Below are 15,154 nucleotides of genomic sequence, written 5' to 3'. Positions count from 1 at the left end.
AGTTGTCACGATGGTGCCCACCGGGGCTTACGGAAGCTGGCCGTCGCCGATCGACGCGGCCGTCGCGGTCACCCACGACGGATACCCCGACCATGTGGGGATGGTCGGCGACGACCTGTGGTGGACCGAGGCGCGGCCCGCCGAGGGCGGCCGGAGCGCCCTGGTGCGCCGCCGCCCCGACGGCGACGCCGAGGCGGTCCTGCCCCGCCCGTGGGACGTGCGCACCCGGGTCATGGAGTACGGCGGCACACCCTGGCACGGCGCCACCCGTGCCGGCCGGGGCCCCCTCATCGTCTTCGCGCACTTCGCCGACCAGCGGCTCTACGCCTTCGAGCCGGACACCACCGCGCCGCCGCGCCCGCTCACCCCGCTCTCCCCGGCCGGCGCGGGGCTGCGCTGGGTCGATCCGCGGATCGACCTGGAGCGCGGCGAAGTGTGGTGCGTCCTGGAGGAGTTCACCGGCGCGGCCCCCACCGACGTGCGCCGGGTGATCGCGGCCGTCCCCCTGGACGGGTCGGCCGCCGAACACCGGGGCGCGGTAAGGGAGTTGAGTGCGGAACGGCACCGTTTCGTCACCGGCCCGCAGCTCTCGCCGGACGGCCTGCGCGCCGCCTGGATCGCCTGGGACCACCCGCGGATGCCGTGGGACGGCACCGAGCTGATCGTCGCGGACGTCGGCGAGGACGGCCTGCTGCACGCGGCCCGTGCCGTCGCCGGAGGCCCCGAGGAATCCATCGCCCAGGCCGAGTGGGACGCCGAGGGGCAGCTCCTGTTCAGCTCCGACCGCGACGGCTGGTGGAACCTGTACCGCGGCGACCCCGGGTCGGGGGCGGCGACCGCGCCGTGTCCGCGCGAGGAGGAGTTCGCCGGTCCTCTGTGGCAGGTCGGGCGCCGCTGGTTCCAGCCCCTGAGCAGCGGACTGATCGCCGTCGTGCACGGCAGGGGCGCCACCACGCTCGGCATACTCGACCCGCAGAGCGGCGACCTCGTGGACACCGCGGGGCCGTGGACCCAGTGGGGCGCGACGCTCGCCGCACACGGCAGCCGTGTCGTCGGCGTGGCCGCGAGCCCCCGCAGCGGCGTCGAGCTCGTCGAACTCGACACCGCCACCGGCCGGGCCCGCGTGATCGGCTGCGGCCACACCGACAGGGTGGACCCCGCCTACTACCCGGAGCCGCTGGTCCGCACCTTCACCGGGCCCGACGGACGGGACATCCACGCGCACGTCTACCCGCCGCACAGCCCCGACCGGACCGGCCCGGCCGACGAACTGCCGCCCTACGTGATCTGGGTGCACGGCGGCCCCACCAGCAACGTACGGCTCGTGCTCGACCTGGAGACCGCGTACTTCACCTCGCGCGGCATCGGCGTCGTCAAGGTCGACTACGGCGGCTCCAGCGGATACGGGCGCGCCTACCGCAACCGACTGCGCGAACAGTGGGGGGTCGTCGACGTGGAGGACTGCGCCGCCGTCGCCCGCGCCCTGGCCGACGAGGGCACCGCCGACCCGCGCCGCATCGCGATCCGCGGCGGCAGCGCGGGCGGCTGGACCACGGCGGCCTCCCTCGCCACCACCGACGTGTACGCCTGCGGCGCCATCAGCTTTCCCGTGCTCGACCTCACGAGCTGGCTCACCACCACCCACGACTTCGAATCGCAGTACCTGGAGAGCCTGGTCGGCCCCTACGCCGAACAGCCCGGCCGCTACCGCGAACGCTCGCCCGGCCGGCACGCCGACCGCGTCACCGCCCCCTTCCTGCTGCTCCAGGGCCTCGACGACGCGGTCTGTCCGCCCGCACAGTGCGAGGAATTCCTGGAGAAGATGGCCGGCCGCGGCATCCCGCACGCCTACCTCACCTTCGAGGGCGAGGGCCACGGCTTCCGCCGGGCGGACACCATGATCCGCGCTCTCGAAGCCGAATTCTCCCTGTACGCCCAGGTGTTCGCGATCGACAGGAACGACATCCCGCTCCTGGAGCTCACCAAGTGAGCGTGACGGCCCTCACCCGCCCGTCCCGGCTGCGCCCCGGCGCCGTGATCGCCGTCACCGCGCCCAGCGGACCCGTCGTCGAGGACCGGCTGCGGGCCGGGCTCGACGTCCTGCGCGGCTGGGGCCTCGATGCGGTCGCTGGTCCTCAGGTGGCCGAGCGGCACCCACGGTTCGGATATCTGGCGGGCGAGGACGAGAAGCGGGCGCGCGACTTCCAGGACGCCTGGTGCGACCCCGCCGTCGACGCGGTGATGTGCGCCCGCGGCGGCTACGGGGCCCAGCGCATGGTCGACCTCCTCGACTGGGAGGCGATGCGGGCCGCGGGCCCCAAGGTGCTCATCGGTTACAGCGACACGACCGTCCTGCACGAGGCGTTCGCCGTCCGTCTCGGCCTGTCCACCCTGTACGGCCCGATGGCCTCCGCACAGTCCTTCGTCACCGACGCAGCCGCCCAGGAATCCCTGCGCACCACCCTGTTCGAGCCGGAAGCCGCGATGACCCTCGGCCGGCCGGGCGCCCGCGCCCTGGTGCCCGGCCGGGCCCGCGGCGTCACCTTCGGCGGCTGCCTCTCCCTGCTCACCGCGGAACTCGCCACCCCGCACGCCCGGCCGACGTCCGCCGGCGGCCTGCTCCTGCTCGAAGACATCGGCGAGGAGGACTACCGCCTGGACCGCGCCCTGACCCAACTCCTGCGCGCGGGACGCCTGGAGGGCGTCACCGGCATCGCGCTCGGCTCCTGGCAGGAGTGCGGCCCCTACGAGGAGAGGGTGCGCCCGGTGCTGTACGAGCGCCTCGGCCGCGTGGGCGTGCCCGTCGTGGAGAACCTCGGCTTCGGGCACTGCGCGAACGCCCTGACCATGCCGCTGGGCGCGCCCGCGGTCCTGGACGCGGACCGGGGCACCCTCACCCTGGAGACGCCCGCCCTCATCTGACGGGGGAGCCCGATCGTGCGGCCGGGACCGCCCCCCGAGCCCATCCTCCGTGTCCCCCACACGCATCAACAACCTTGTGCGTCCGAGGCGTTGACGTGATCCATGACGTGTCACAGCATGAGGGCGCCGGGCCTACCGATCGGTAGGCCCGCTCGCCGTGGAGGACACCGTGACCCGTCGCCCTACCGTGCCCAGATCCCGCAAGCCGCTGGCGGCCGCTCTCGGCGCGGCGCTCGCCGTACCGCTGCTCGCGGCCGCGCCCGCCGCCGCACAGGCTCCCACCGCAGGCCACGTCACGGTCACACCCCTGAAGTTCACGGTCCGCGCGGGCGACCGGACCTGCGCCATCGACGCCGATCTCTACCGCCCGGCCGGCGTCGACAAGCGGCACCCCGCGCCCGCCGTACTCACCACCAACGGCTTCGGCGGCAGCAAGTCGGACGGCTCCACCACCGGAACCGCCAAGGCGTTCGCCGACCGCGGCTACGTCACCCTCGCCTACTCGGGGCTCGGCTTCGGCGAGTCCGGCTGCCTCATCTCCCTGGACGCTCCCGGCACCGACGGCCGCGCCGCGTCCCGCCTCATCGACTTCCTCGCCGGGACCCGCGCCGCCGACGACGGCACGCGCATCGACTTCGTCACCCGGGACCGCCCCGGCGACCCGCGCGTCGGCATGATCGGCGGCTCCTACGGCGGCGCCATCCAGATGGCGACGGCGGCCGTCGACCACCGCGTCGACGCACTGGTCCCGATGATCACCTGGAACGACCTGTCGTACGCGCTCGACCCCAACAACGCCGCCGACCGTACCGTGCCGGGCGCCTTCAAGTGGCAGTGGACCAACGGGTTCTACCTCATCGGCGAGAGCCAACCGATCACGCTGCCCAACCTCGACCCGTCCCGCTGGGGCACGCTCGGCTGCGTGCACTTCGCCCCCGACGCCTGCAAGACGATCGGCCTGCTGAACTCGGGCAGCTACCCCGCGGCCCCCACCGCCGCGATGCTGCGCTACGCCCGCAGCGTCTCCCCGGTGACCTATCTCGACCGGGTCGAGGCCCCCACCCTGCTCATCCAGGGACAGACCGACAGCCTGTTCAACCTCAACGAGGCCACGGCGACGTACAACACGCTCAAGGGCAACGGCACCACCACCAAGATGATCTGGCAGTCCTGGGGCCACAGCGGCGGTCAGGCGCCCGGCGAACTCGACCTGTCCAAGGGCAACATGGAGAGCAGCTATACCGGTCGGCGCATCCTGTCCTGGTTCGACCGCTACCTGCGAGGGCTGAGGCACACCGACACCGGGCCGGCCTTCGCGTACTACCGCGACTGGCAGAGCGGCTACGGCGAGGCGGCCAAGGTTCCGCCGCTCACGCAGAAGATGTACCTCTCCGGCGACGGCAAGCTCGTCGACAACCGCGCGAAGGTGGCGCGCGGCAGCCGTACGTACACCAACGCCCTTGTGCCGACGAGCCATTCGGAGAGTTCGCTGGCCGGCATGATCGGGCTGCCCGACCCGGCGCCGTACGACACGCCGGGCACCTACCTCGGCTGGGACACCGACCCGCTCGCGGCCCCCGTCGACGTGGTCGGCTCGGCGAAGGCCACGCTCAAGGTGTCCTCGCCCACGGCCAGGAGGACACAGAACTCAAGAGACGCCGCCGACAAGCTCGTCCTGTTCGCCAAGCTCTACGACGTGGCGCCCGACGGCACCAAGACACTGGTGCGCCGCCTGGTCGCGCCAGTGAGGGTGCCGGACGTCACCCAACCGTTCACCGTCGCCCTGCCCGGCATCGCCCACCGCTACGAGGCCGGGCACCGCATCGAGTTCGCCATCGCCGCCAGCGACGACGCCTACCTCGGCAACAAGGGCATCAAGCCGGTCACCGTCGTGAGCGCCCCCGGCGACACGGGGACGCTCCAACTGCCCGTCGTCAGCGGGAGGTCGAACTGAGCGCCGCGTAGCCCGGACGCACGATCTCGTCGATGATGCGACGGCGTTCCGGCAGCGGCAGGAACGCCGCCTCGACCGCGGCGACGGTGAACTCCTCGAAGACGTCCGCACCGTAGCCGAAGGCGTCCGCCATGTGCTGGAACTCCTCGCTCATCGTCGTGCCGGACACCAGGCGGTTGTCGGTGTTGAGGGTCACCGTGAAGCCGAGCCTGCGCAACTCGTCGATCGGGTGCTTCTCGTACGAAAGGGCCGCGCCCGTCTGGAGGTTGGAGGTCGGGCAGACCTCCAGGGCGATCCGGTTGTCGCGGACGTACGCGGCGAGGTGTCCGAGCGTGCCGTCGGCGCCGATGTCGTCGGTGATCCGCACACCGTGCCCGATGCGTTCGGCACCGCACACCTGGACCGCCTCGTGCACCGACTCCGCGCCCACGGCCTCCCCGGCGTGGATGGTGATGTGGCAGTTGGCGCGCTTGAGGTGCTGGAAGGCGGGCAGGTGCTCGGCCGGCGGGTTGCCGATCTCGCCGCCCGCGATGTCGAAGCCCGCCACCCCGCGGTCGCGGTGCGCGACGGTCAGCTCGGCTATCTCCAGGGAGCGCCGGGTGTGCCGCATGCCGGTGAGCAGCGCGCGCACCGTGATCCTGCCGCCGGTGCGGCGCTCGCCCTCGCGCAGGCCCTCGTTCACGGCGTCCACGACCTCGTCGAGGCTCAGACCCCCCTCCAGGTGCTGCTCGGGCGCGTAGCGCACCTCCGCGTACACGACGCCGTCGGCCGCCAGGTCCTCGGCGCACTCGGCCGCGATGCGGTGCAGGGCCTCGCGGGTCTGCATCACCGCGCAGGTGTGGGCGAAGGTCTCCAGGTAACGCTCGAGGGAGCCGGAGTCCGCGGCGTCACGGAACCAGAGGGCGAGCTGGACCGGGTCCTCGGTCGGCAGCGCGGTGTAACCGCAGGCGCGGGCCAGCTCGACGATGGTGGCGGGGCGCAGACCGCCGTCGAGGTGGTCGTGGAGGACGGCCTTCGGCGCGCGGCGGATCCACTCCGCGGGGGTGACCGGAGCGGCGGCGGCAAGGTTGTCTGACAAGTGCATGAGGCGGGAGTGTACAGCGTGCCGCCCACCGACCACCCCGGCGACTAATTCGACTGAAGGACCGCGAGGGCGGGCGCCCCCGACGGCAGCATGTGCTTCGCGGCCATGACCGGAGTGCCGTCGACCCGTACGACCTGGGTGATCAGCACGGCCGGGGTGTCCGCCGGGCGGTCGAGCTGCTCGCCCCTGCGCCGCCCCAGCAGCGTCGCGCTCACCCCGCTGTGCGCGGTCAGCGCCACGGCCCGCGAGGCGTCCGCGAGGACGCTGAGCATCGAGGAGGCCGGCTCGGCGGCCAGCGCGTCCGCAAAGGCCGGGTGCAGCCGCTCCAGAACATCCTCGGGAGCCGCCCACTCATGGCTGAGCGCAACGGCAAGATCCGCCCCGACCAGCAATGACTCCCAGAACCGCAGCTCGGACCCGGCGGGCGCGAGCAGGTGCTGCGCGGTGAAGTCGGTGGGCTCCTCACGGCTGCGCAGCAGGGCCCGCACCCGCACCGGGCCGAGCAGGTCGTCCAGCGGCTGCACGTGCTCGAAGCCGCGCCGGGGCGGCCGGTCGTTGACCGTGCGGCCCACCCCGCGCCGTACCGACAGCAGCCCGTCCTCCTGGAGCAGGAGCAGGGCCTCGCGCAGGGCCGGCCGGCTCACCCCGAGCTCGCCGGCGAGCTTCGGCTCCGAGGGCAGTGTCGAGCCCGGGGGATAGGTGCCGTCGTGGATCGCGTCCGCGATCCGCTCGTACAGCGCCACGACCGGCCTGCGCCGCTGTCCGCTCCCTGCCATGGCTCCACCCCTCGACGTACCGGAAGCCCAGCATGCCCGGCGCCTGCTTGTCTGACAAGGCGGCCCCATGCTCGGCGCGCGGCCCATGGCTCACCCGTACGGCTCGCTCCACCGCACCCCGTACCCGCGCATCCGGCACGCTGGGCGCAACGGAGCTGCGGCATCGCGCGCGGACACGAGCGGCGGACACGACCGGACACGGCGGACACGAGCGGAAGGGTGGCCCATGAGCCCCAGGGGCGAGTCGAGCAGTACGCGGAGCAGGGCGGGCGGCGTCGTCACGCCGGGCAGGATCGCGGTCCTGGTCCTCGCGATCCTGGCGCTCGTCTTCATCTTCGAGAACACCCGCCGCGTCAAGATCCGGCTGCTGATCCCCGAGGTCACCATGCCGCTGTACCTCGCCCTGCTCGCGGTGTTCGTGGTCGGGCTCTGCTGCGGCTACGTCCTGAGGAGGCGCAGCAGGTGAGGGGCGGACGGGCGCGGACCGAGAACCGCCCCGCGGAGCACGTGTCCTTGCGGGCGGGTGGATCAGTAACCTGACCCGATGGGAACAGAGTCCGGCTACCTCGCCGAGGGCCCCCGCGTGGGCATACGCACCTTCACCCGTCAGGACGCCGACGAATTCACCGCCCTCGCCGCGGCGAGCCGCCCACTGCACGCCCCCTGGCTCTTCCCGCCCGCCGACCCCGACGCGTACGCGAGCTACGTGGACCGCCTCCTCGACGATCCGGCCCGGCACGGCTACCTGGTGTGCGAGCGCGGCGACGGCCGCATCGCGGGATTCATCAACATCAACAACGTGGTGGAGGGCGCCTTCCAGAGCGGCGCGCTCGGCTACGGCGCGTTCGCCCCGGCGGCCGGCCGCGGCCTGATGAGCGAGGGCCTGACCCTGATCGTCCGCCACGCCTTCACCCGGCTCGGCCTGCACCGCCTCGAAGCGAACATCCAGCCCCGCAACGAGGGCTCCATCAACCTGGTCCGCCGCGCCGGCTTCCGCCTGGAGGGCTACTCGCCGGACTTCCTCTTCATCGACGGCGCGTGGCGCGACCACGAACGGTGGGCGATCACCAAGGAGATGACGGAGCGGGGCGGTGAGGAACCCGGCGCGCGGGGGATGGAATGACGGCGCGGGGACAACGTCTCGGCGCGCGGTGCCTCCTGCTCATGGGGTGCTGACGGCGGGCTCGGTGTCCCCGGAGCCGCGTTCCGACCGGCCGGGGCCGGCCGGGCCCGGCTGAGGGAGCTGTAACGGCCGAGGCTCCCTCAGCGCCGGCCGCCGCCCTTGTAGTTGATCTTCATGGTGTCGAGGTCGGTCACGGTCGACCGCAGATCGCGGAACCCGTGGCCGAGCGCCGAGAGCGCGGACTCGGCCCGGTCCTCGGCGATCGCGCCGGCCATCTCGTCGCCGTCGGCGGCGTCGGAGACCACGGTGAAGCGCCACGAGAAGTGCTTCAGGGTGCGGTCGTAGGCGAGCGAGCCCTCCTGCGTGAACGTCATCGCGGTCAGCCCGTGGTCGTCGGCCTCGGCCAGCAGTCGCACCCGCGAGTCCTCGCTCAGGCCGTCCCACACTCCGCGCACGATGACCCGGTAGGTGTGCTGCTCGCTCATGTCCCGCTGTCCTTCCGTACCGCCTGTCCGTTGCGGACAGATCGTCGCCCATGGAGCGGATCCTGTCGATCGATATACGGCATCCGGCCCGCCGCGCGCAGCCGCCCCGGCCCCTGTCCGCTCGGCCTTTGCGCAATCCTGACCCGGGGTGCCCCTGGCCGTTGTCAGTGGCGCGGTGTTCCATGGTCATCGGGGGATCGGCCGAAAGAGCCGCCGAAGCCCCGTACGAGGGAGTGAGGCTGCCTTGGCCACGACCGTGCGACGTGCCGTACTGACCCTGCCCGGCGCCCCGTTGGGCGAGGCGAACCCGCTGCCCGCGCTGCGCCCGCGCGACGAACTGCACCGACTCGACGAGCGCGCACGCGAGGGGCTGCCGCGGGACATGGCCCGCCAGATCGGATACGCCCCGCTGGAGACGCTGCTGCCGGTGCGGGTCCTCGACGGCTACGGGCGCGAGCGCGGCACCGTCGAGCTCGACACGATCGTGATCGAGAACGACCGGCTGCGCGCCACCGTGCTGCCCGGTCTCGGCGGCCGCGTGCACTCCCTGTTCCACAAGCCCACCGGCCGCGAACTGCTCTACACCAACCCGGTGTTCCAGCCTGCCGACTTCGCGCTCAACGGCGCCTGGTTCTCCGGCGGCATCGAGTGGAACATCGGTGCCACCGGCCACACCACCCTGTCCTGCGCCCCCCTGCACGCCGCGCTCGTCCCGGCGCCGGACGGCGGGCAGATGGTCCGCCTGTGGGAGTGGGAACGGCTGCGCGACCTCCCCTTCCAGGTCGACCTCTGGCTGCCCGACGCTTCCGACTTCCTGTACGTGGGCGTCCGCGTCCGCAACCCGCACGAGCGGACCGCGCCCGTCTACTGGTGGTCCAACATCGCCGTCGAGGAGGGCGAGCGCACCCGCGTGCTCGCTCCCGCCGACGAGGCCTGGCACTTCGGGTACGAGCGCACCCTGCGCCGGGTGCCCGTGCCGGTCCTCGACGGCATCGACCGCACCTACCCGCTGCGCAGCGAGCACCCCGCCGACTATTTCTACGAGGTCCCCGACGGCGCCCGCCGCTGGATCGCCTCGCTCGACGACAGCGGGCACGGCCTCGTCCAGACCTCCACGGACACCCCGCGCGGCCGCAAACTGTTCCTGTGGGGCTCGGGGCGCGGCGGGCGCCGCTGGCAGGAGTGGCTGACCGAGCCCGGCACCGTCGGATACGCCGAAATCCAGGCGGGCCTCGCCCGTACCCAGCTGGAGCACGCGCCGCTCGACCCGGGCGCCGAATTCGCCTGGCTGGAGGCGTACGGCCCGCTGGCCACCGACGCCCCGCTCGTGCACGGCCCCGACTGGGCGGCGGCCCGCGCCGAAGCCGAGGCCAGTCTGGAGCGGGCCCTGCCCCGCGCCACGGTGGACGCGGCCTACGCCGCCTGGCGTCCCTTCGCCGACGCCGAGCCCGGCGAGAGCCTCGCCACCGGCTCGGGCTGGGGCGCCCTCGAAGTCCTGCGTACGGGAGCGAAGCTGCCCGGCACCCCGTTCCCCGATCTGACGCTCACTCAAGAACAGCTGCCTTGGCTGGAGTTGCTGCGAGCGGGTGTGTTCCCCGAACCGCGCAAGGTGGCCCCGCCCGGCCCCACCCTCGTCGCACCGCACTGGCGCGACATGCTGGAGACGGCGCCCGCCGACCCGCTCACCGAGTACCACCTCGGCATCGCCCAATGGCACGCCGGTGACCGCGCCCAAGCGGTGCGCAGCTGGGAGCGCGGCCTGCCGCTCGCCCCGTCGCGCTGGCCGCTGCTGCGCTGCCTCGCCGTCGCCGACCAGCTGTCCGGGCACGCCAGCCGCGCGGCCGACCGCTACGCCGAGGCGTACGACGACTTCTGCCAGGAACGCAGGGAGGGCGACGCCTGGACGGCGGCCGACGCCGCGCTCGGCCGCGAGGCGATGGATGCGCTGCTCTTGGCGGGCCGCCCCGCCGACGCCCGCGCGATATGGGCCCGGCTGCGCCCCGCCGTGCGCGAACGCGGCCGCTTCCGCCTCGTCGAGGCCCAACTCCTCCTGGCGGAGGGCGACCCGCACGCCGCGCGCGCCCTCTTCGACGCGGGCTTCGAGGTCGCCGACCTGCGCGAGGGCGCCGAGATCCTCAACGATCTGTGGTCCCGCCTCACCGACGACCCCCTCCCGGACCGCTACCAGTACCGCATGCGGCCCGAGGACTAGGGTCTGTCCGGCGGATCCTGACGGCACGCGCGGCCCGGCCCGCCCATCTGCCGCGTTGCCGTCGGGTGCCGACTCCCCCTCGTTCTCGGCTCCGCTAGAACAAGGGGGGGACCCCCATCGCGTCGCCGCCCTCCTCCGCCGTACAGCTGGACGCACCAGACCCCCGCTCACCACCACCGAAAACACACCCGGAACCAAGGCCAACCAGATCCGCCGGACAGACCCCATGGCCGCGACACGGCGCCGGCGCAAGCGGGGGCATGCCGGCCAGGGGGGCGTACCGGCGCGGGGCCCCTCGGGGGTGGGCTACAGTGCGCCTTTGCCGGGGCGGCTCCGGGGGGAGCCGATGGGGCGGGGGGTACGTCCCAGTGGGGGAACAACTCACGCCTGCCGTCGGGAAGTCGACGGCATGCCCGATGTGCGGCGCGGACATTCCGTGCGACGACCGGTTCGCCACGTGGTGCACCGCCTGCGACTGGAACGTCGATCCGGGTGGCGAGGAACCGGCCCGCAGCAGGTTCGAGGCGACGCAGCGCCGCCTCGCCCACCGCTACGGCGAGCAGCTGCACGCCGAGCTGCTCGCGGGACCGGACGCCGCCTCCGCCAAGGGGGACCGCTCAGGGGCCCTCGCCCGCGCGGTCGCGCTGGCCGTGCACGGCGTCACCGCCACGCTGGCCGTCGGCGGCGTCCTGCTGATGGTGCTCGGCCGCAACAGCATCCTGCAGTGCGCCCTCGGGATCATTCTCCTGGTGACCGCCGTCGTACTGCGGCCCCGGTTCCACCGGCTGCCCGACACCGCACAGGTGCTGCTCAGGGCGGACGCGCCGCGGCTCTACGAGCTGGTCGACGACGTCGCGTCGGCGGTGGGGACGCGGGGCGTCGACATCGTGGTCGTCGACGGGGACTGCAACGCCTTCGTCACGACGTACGGCATCAAGGGACGCCGTGCGCTGCACATCGGGCTGGGTCTGTGGGAGGCCCTGGACCCGCAGGAGCGCGTCGCCCTGCTGGGTCACGAACTCGGCCATTACGCCAACGGTGACCTGCGGCACGGTTTCTTCATCGGTACCGCCCTGTCCTCCCTGAACCACTGGCTGTACTTCCTCACCCCGGCCCACAGCCTGCACCGTCACCGGACCATCCCGGAGATCGCCACGGACGCGCTCATGGCCGTGCCCCGATGGGGGGTGTACGGGATCGCGCTGCTCCTGGAGGGTCTCACCCTGCGCAGCTCGCAACGCTCCGAATACCTCGCGGACCGTGCGGCGGCGCGCGTCGCCTCGACCGCGGCGGCCGCCGCCCTGATGGACCGGCTCCTCATCGGCGACGCCATCCGCTCGGCCCTGCGTACGGAGTCCGTCCGCGCGCAGACGCGGATCGGCGGCGCCGCACCGCGGGCGGCCGCCGACGGCCTGTGGGAGCGGATCGCGCGGCGCGCCGCCACCGTCTCCGAGCGCGAGTACGAGCGGCGGCGCCGCGTCAGCGCGCTGCGCGGCCACAGCGTCGATTCCACGCACCCGCCCACCCATCTGCGCCGGCACCTGATCGAGGCGGGGGAGCCGGCCGAGGCGGCCGTCGTCGTCGGCCCGGAGGCGGCCGCGGCGATCGCCGCCGAAATGGCGGCCGTCCGGGCGACGATCGCCCGCCATGTCATCCGCGACCTGGCGGGGTGAGCACGGCCCCGGGCCCCGTCACGCCGGCTTGCGGTCGACGTACTCGAAGACGGAACCGTCGGGGTGGACGGCGATCAGATTGCGGCCCGCGGGCGTCGCGACCGGGCCGGCCACGACGTGGGCGCCCGCCCCGGTCAGGACGGCGTGTGCCTCGTCGACGTCCTGGACGGCGACCGTCGCCGCCACCTTGCGCAGCACGTCCAGCTCCGCCGCGGGACCGCTCATCAGCAGGAAGGCGCCCACGGCGGCGACGGACACGCCCCCACGGTCGAAACGGAGCGCCCGACTGCCGGTGACGCGTTCGTAGAAGACGATCGCGCTCTCCAGGTCGTCGACGCAGATGCGCAGCGTGGTCCCGAGAATCTCCATGCGCCGAAGCCTAGTTGGGTGAGATCGTCCACGGCAGGCGATCGACCGGTGCGGTGCGCACACGGCCGCGGGCGGGGCAGGGTCGCATTGGTGTGTTTCTCCACCGCGCTCTTGGAGACGAGCAGGTGCCGCGCGATGGCCGCGTTGGTCCAGCCCTGGGCCATGAGCGTCAACACGACGCGCTCGCGGTCCGTGAGCAGATCGAGATCGTCGGTGTGACGGGTGCGCGACAGAAGGCGGCGCACCACCTCCGGATCGAACACCGTGCCACCCTCGTGCACCCGCTCCAGTGCGGACAGGAATTCCTCCACCCTGCCCACCCGGTCCTTCAGCAGATATCCCACGACCCGGGCCCATGGGATCGGCGGACGGCGAGGTCCCCGAACGGCGGGGGCGCCGAACCGCGCGGTCCCCGGACGTCACTCACACGCGGCACAGGATCTCGCCGTGCGGCACCATGAACCAGCCGTCGTCCTGCGCGCCCCAGGCGTGCCAGGCCTCGGAGACCGCGGCCAGTTCCGTTGCCGTGGCGTGTCCGCCGTCGACCGCCAGATCCGCGTACGAGGAGGCGACCGTGCGCTCCGCCCACAGCCCGCTCCACCAGGCGCGCTCCTCCGCGGTGGCGAAGCACCACGTGCTCGCCGACGAGGTGACATCGGTACAACCGGCCTCCAGCGCCCAGGACTTGAGCCGTCGGCCGGCGTCGGGCTCGCCCCCGTTGGCCCGCGCCACCCGGTGGTACAGCTCCAGCCATCCGTCGAGGACGGGGGACTCGGGGTACCAGGTGAAGGCCCCGTAGTCGCTGTCGCGCACCGCGACGATCCCGCCGGGCTTGGTGACCCGGCGCATCTCGCGCAGCGCCCGCACCGGGTCTCCGACGTGCTGCAGCACCTGGTGGGCGTGCACGACGCAGAACGTGTCGTCGGGGAAGTCCAGCGCGTGGACGTCCGCCACCGCGAACGACATGTTCTCCAGGCCTCGGTCGGCGGCGTGTGCGCGGGCCCGCTCCACGATGCCCGGAGCGTGGTCGACCGCCGTTACGTGACCCTCCGGGACCAGCGCGGCCAGGTCGGCGGAGATGGTGCCGGGCCCGCAGCCGATGTCCAGGACCCGCATGTGCGGCTTCAGCTCGCCGATGAGGTACGCCGCCGAGTTGGCGGCGGTGCGCCAGGTGTGGGAGCGCAGGACGGACTCGTGGTGGCCGTGGGTGTAGACCGCGCTCTCGCCCCGCTGCGCCCGAGGTGTGTCCTGTGACATGGCTGACTCCCTTTCGCCGAACTGCCCCGCTGCTGCGTCCACTTTAGGAGGCGCCGCCAGATAATGAGATACGCGTCTTGATATATGGACGGATGGTGCGCGCTCCGCCGGGACTGGCGACAGGGGCCGGGGGTACTCGGCCGCCATGGAAACGAACCTGCCGAATCTGCCGGAGCAGCTTTCCCAGGTCGTCCGGGACGCGATCAGGGACGAGCTGCGCGAACAGACCAGCAAGCAGCGCCACGCCGCGCGGATGTACGCGGGAGCCGGCGCGGCCGGGCTCTACGGAGGCGCCGCGCTCACCGCGTTCCTGCTCCTGGTGCTCGGCCTGGCGCTGCCCTACTGGGCGGCGGCGCTGATCGTCGCCGTCCTGCTGCTCGGCGCCGCCGTGCTGCTGAGCAGGAGCGCCCGTGGCGCCCGGGGCACGCCGCCGGACCGGATCACCGCGCCGATGGAACCCGGGGTGCCGCCCGGCGCCCCGGTCGTGCCGCCCGTCCCGCCGGTCGCCCCCGAGGCACCCCACAGCCCGCTCGACACGCCGCACGACAGGAACCGCTGAGGCGCTCACGACACGGACCGCCGACGCGCCGCGCAGCCGGTATGGCGTACGCCACGCAAGCCGTGTGACCCGGGCCTCATCGGCCGACGTGCCCGCCGGGCCCGTGCGTCCCGTCCGCGTCGTCCGCACCGCCTCCGCGGAATCCCCAACTGCCGCGCGCCCGGCGGGCGGTACCCGAAGGGGTCCTGCCGCCCCCCGGCGCGGTGTCGCGCCGTCCGGTGGACGCCGCTCGTGCCGTCGCGGGCGGGACAGTCCGGGCGGAACCGCTCGCAGGGGGTTTGAGCTGCTCGGTCGCGGCTACCCGAAAGGCCTAGAACGCGAGGTGACATGGCTGAGACATCCGAGAACCCAGAAAAGACACCATCCAAGTCGGCGGCGAAGACCGCCTCCACATCCCGTGAGGACGACAACCTCCCGAGCGCGGTGGAAGTTCTGCGGGGCGCACGCGCCCAGCTCTCCGAGCTCATCGGCATGGCCGCCGAATCGGTCTCGTCCTTCGAGCGCACCGACGACGGCTGGCTGCTGAAGATCGAGGTCCTGGAGCTCTCCCGGGTCCCGGACACGATGAGCCTCCTCGCCTCGTACGAGGTCGAACTCGACGCGCGCGGCGAGCTCACCGGCTACCAGCGGCTGCACAGATACGAACGCGGCCGGGCCGACCGGAAGTGAACGCGACCTGCCCGGCGGCCGGACGCATATCTCGCGGCCGTACGGCAACAGGACGACAGACAACAGCACGA

Annotated in this window: 14 protein-coding genes and 1 pseudogene; 9 read left to right on the top strand and 6 right to left on the bottom strand. The window is 73.0% G+C overall.

The features are described 5' to 3' along the window. Positions 1-10: 10 nt before the first annotated feature. From OG432_RS04580 to OG432_RS04570, 3 genes are all read left to right on the top strand, one after another. On the top strand, positions 11-1,990 hold the full coding sequence (locus OG432_RS04580) for a S9 family peptidase (RefSeq protein ID WP_328307960.1): 1,980 nt from the start codon (positions 11-13) through the stop codon (positions 1,988-1,990). Continuing rightward, positions 1,987-2,922 (top strand): S66 peptidase family protein, encoded by a 936-nt coding sequence (locus OG432_RS04575; RefSeq protein WP_328307959.1) that lies wholly within the window; start codon positions 1,987-1,989, stop codon positions 2,920-2,922. The genes OG432_RS04580 and OG432_RS04575 overlap by 4 nt, the downstream gene beginning before the upstream one ends. Before the next feature lie 169 nt (positions 2,923-3,091). Then, on the top strand, positions 3,092-4,876 hold the full coding sequence (locus OG432_RS04570) for a CocE/NonD family hydrolase (protein ID WP_328307958.1): 1,785 nt from the start codon (positions 3,092-3,094) through the stop codon (positions 4,874-4,876). Here OG432_RS04570 and OG432_RS04565 read toward each other — a convergent pair. Next, entirely contained in the window at positions 4,857-5,960 is a 1,104-nt protein-coding gene (locus OG432_RS04565; protein ID WP_328307957.1) for an adenosine deaminase, read from the bottom strand. The two genes, OG432_RS04570 and OG432_RS04565, sit on opposite strands and share 20 nt — an antisense overlap. Positions 5,961-6,004: 44 nt before the next feature. After that, positions 6,005-6,736 (bottom strand): GntR family transcriptional regulator, encoded by a 732-nt coding sequence (locus OG432_RS04560; protein WP_328307956.1) that lies wholly within the window; start codon positions 6,734-6,736, stop codon positions 6,005-6,007. A gap of 226 nt (positions 6,737-6,962) precedes the next feature. Here OG432_RS04560 and OG432_RS04555 point away from each other — a divergent pair, with 226 nt between their 5' ends. Beyond that, positions 6,963-7,202: a LapA family protein gene (locus OG432_RS04555; protein ID WP_328307954.1), complete on the top strand. Its 240-nt coding sequence runs from the start codon at positions 6,963-6,965 to the stop codon at positions 7,200-7,202. Between the two features lie 78 nt (positions 7,203-7,280). After that, positions 7,281-7,859 (top strand): GNAT family N-acetyltransferase, encoded by a 579-nt coding sequence (locus OG432_RS04550; protein ID WP_328307952.1) that lies wholly within the window; start codon positions 7,281-7,283, stop codon positions 7,857-7,859. A 140-nt stretch (positions 7,860-7,999) separates the two neighbouring features. Here the strand turns inward: OG432_RS04550 and OG432_RS04545 are convergent, their stop codons facing one another. Continuing rightward, positions 8,000-8,344, bottom strand: a complete 345-nt coding sequence (locus OG432_RS04545) for a DUF6204 family protein (RefSeq protein WP_328307950.1) — start codon at positions 8,342-8,344, stop codon at positions 8,000-8,002. 244 nt (positions 8,345-8,588) lie between these two features. Here OG432_RS04545 and OG432_RS04540 point away from each other — a divergent pair, with 244 nt between their 5' ends. Further along, positions 8,589-10,556 (top strand): DUF5107 domain-containing protein, encoded by a 1,968-nt coding sequence (locus OG432_RS04540; protein ID WP_328307948.1) that lies wholly within the window; start codon positions 8,589-8,591, stop codon positions 10,554-10,556. 416 nt (positions 10,557-10,972) lie between these two features. After that, positions 10,973-12,229, top strand: coding sequence for a M48 family metallopeptidase (locus tag OG432_RS04535; RefSeq protein ID WP_328307946.1), 1,257 nt, complete (start codon positions 10,973-10,975; stop codon positions 12,227-12,229). 18 nt (positions 12,230-12,247) lie between these two features. Here OG432_RS04535 and OG432_RS04530 read toward each other — a convergent pair whose 3' ends face one another. The 3 genes and pseudogenes from OG432_RS04530 to OG432_RS04520 form a co-directional block, all read right to left on the bottom strand. Beyond that, a complete protein-coding gene (locus OG432_RS04530) occupies positions 12,248-12,598 on the bottom strand; it encodes a VOC family protein (protein ID WP_328307944.1) in 351 nt (116 codons plus the stop codon). Positions 12,599-12,681: 83 nt separating this feature from the next. Beyond that, positions 12,682-12,942: pseudogene (locus tag OG432_RS04525) on the bottom strand (LuxR C-terminal-related transcriptional regulator); the annotation flags it as partial. Between the two features lie 79 nt (positions 12,943-13,021). Beyond that, positions 13,022-13,855: a class I SAM-dependent methyltransferase gene (locus tag OG432_RS04520; protein WP_328307941.1), complete on the bottom strand. Its 834-nt coding sequence runs from the start codon at positions 13,853-13,855 to the stop codon at positions 13,022-13,024. Positions 13,856-14,000: 145 nt separating this feature from the next. Here OG432_RS04520 and OG432_RS04515 point away from each other — a divergent pair, with 145 nt between their 5' ends. Both OG432_RS04515 and OG432_RS04510 read left to right on the top strand, forming a co-directional pair. Further along, complete coding sequence (locus OG432_RS04515; protein WP_328307938.1) at positions 14,001-14,414, top strand: phage holin family protein; 414 nt, start codon at positions 14,001-14,003, stop codon at positions 14,412-14,414. A 327-nt stretch (positions 14,415-14,741) separates the two neighbouring features. Beyond that, positions 14,742-15,083: a gas vesicle protein GvpO gene (locus tag OG432_RS04510; RefSeq protein WP_328307936.1), complete on the top strand. Its 342-nt coding sequence runs from the start codon at positions 14,742-14,744 to the stop codon at positions 15,081-15,083. Positions 15,084-15,154 lie beyond the last annotated feature (71 nt).

Source organism: Streptomyces sp. NBC_00442, assembly GCF_036014195.1.
In the GTDB taxonomy this organism is placed as follows: domain Bacteria; phylum Actinomycetota; class Actinomycetes; order Streptomycetales; family Streptomycetaceae; genus Streptomyces.
This window is presented reverse-complemented; position numbering and strand designations above follow the sequence as displayed.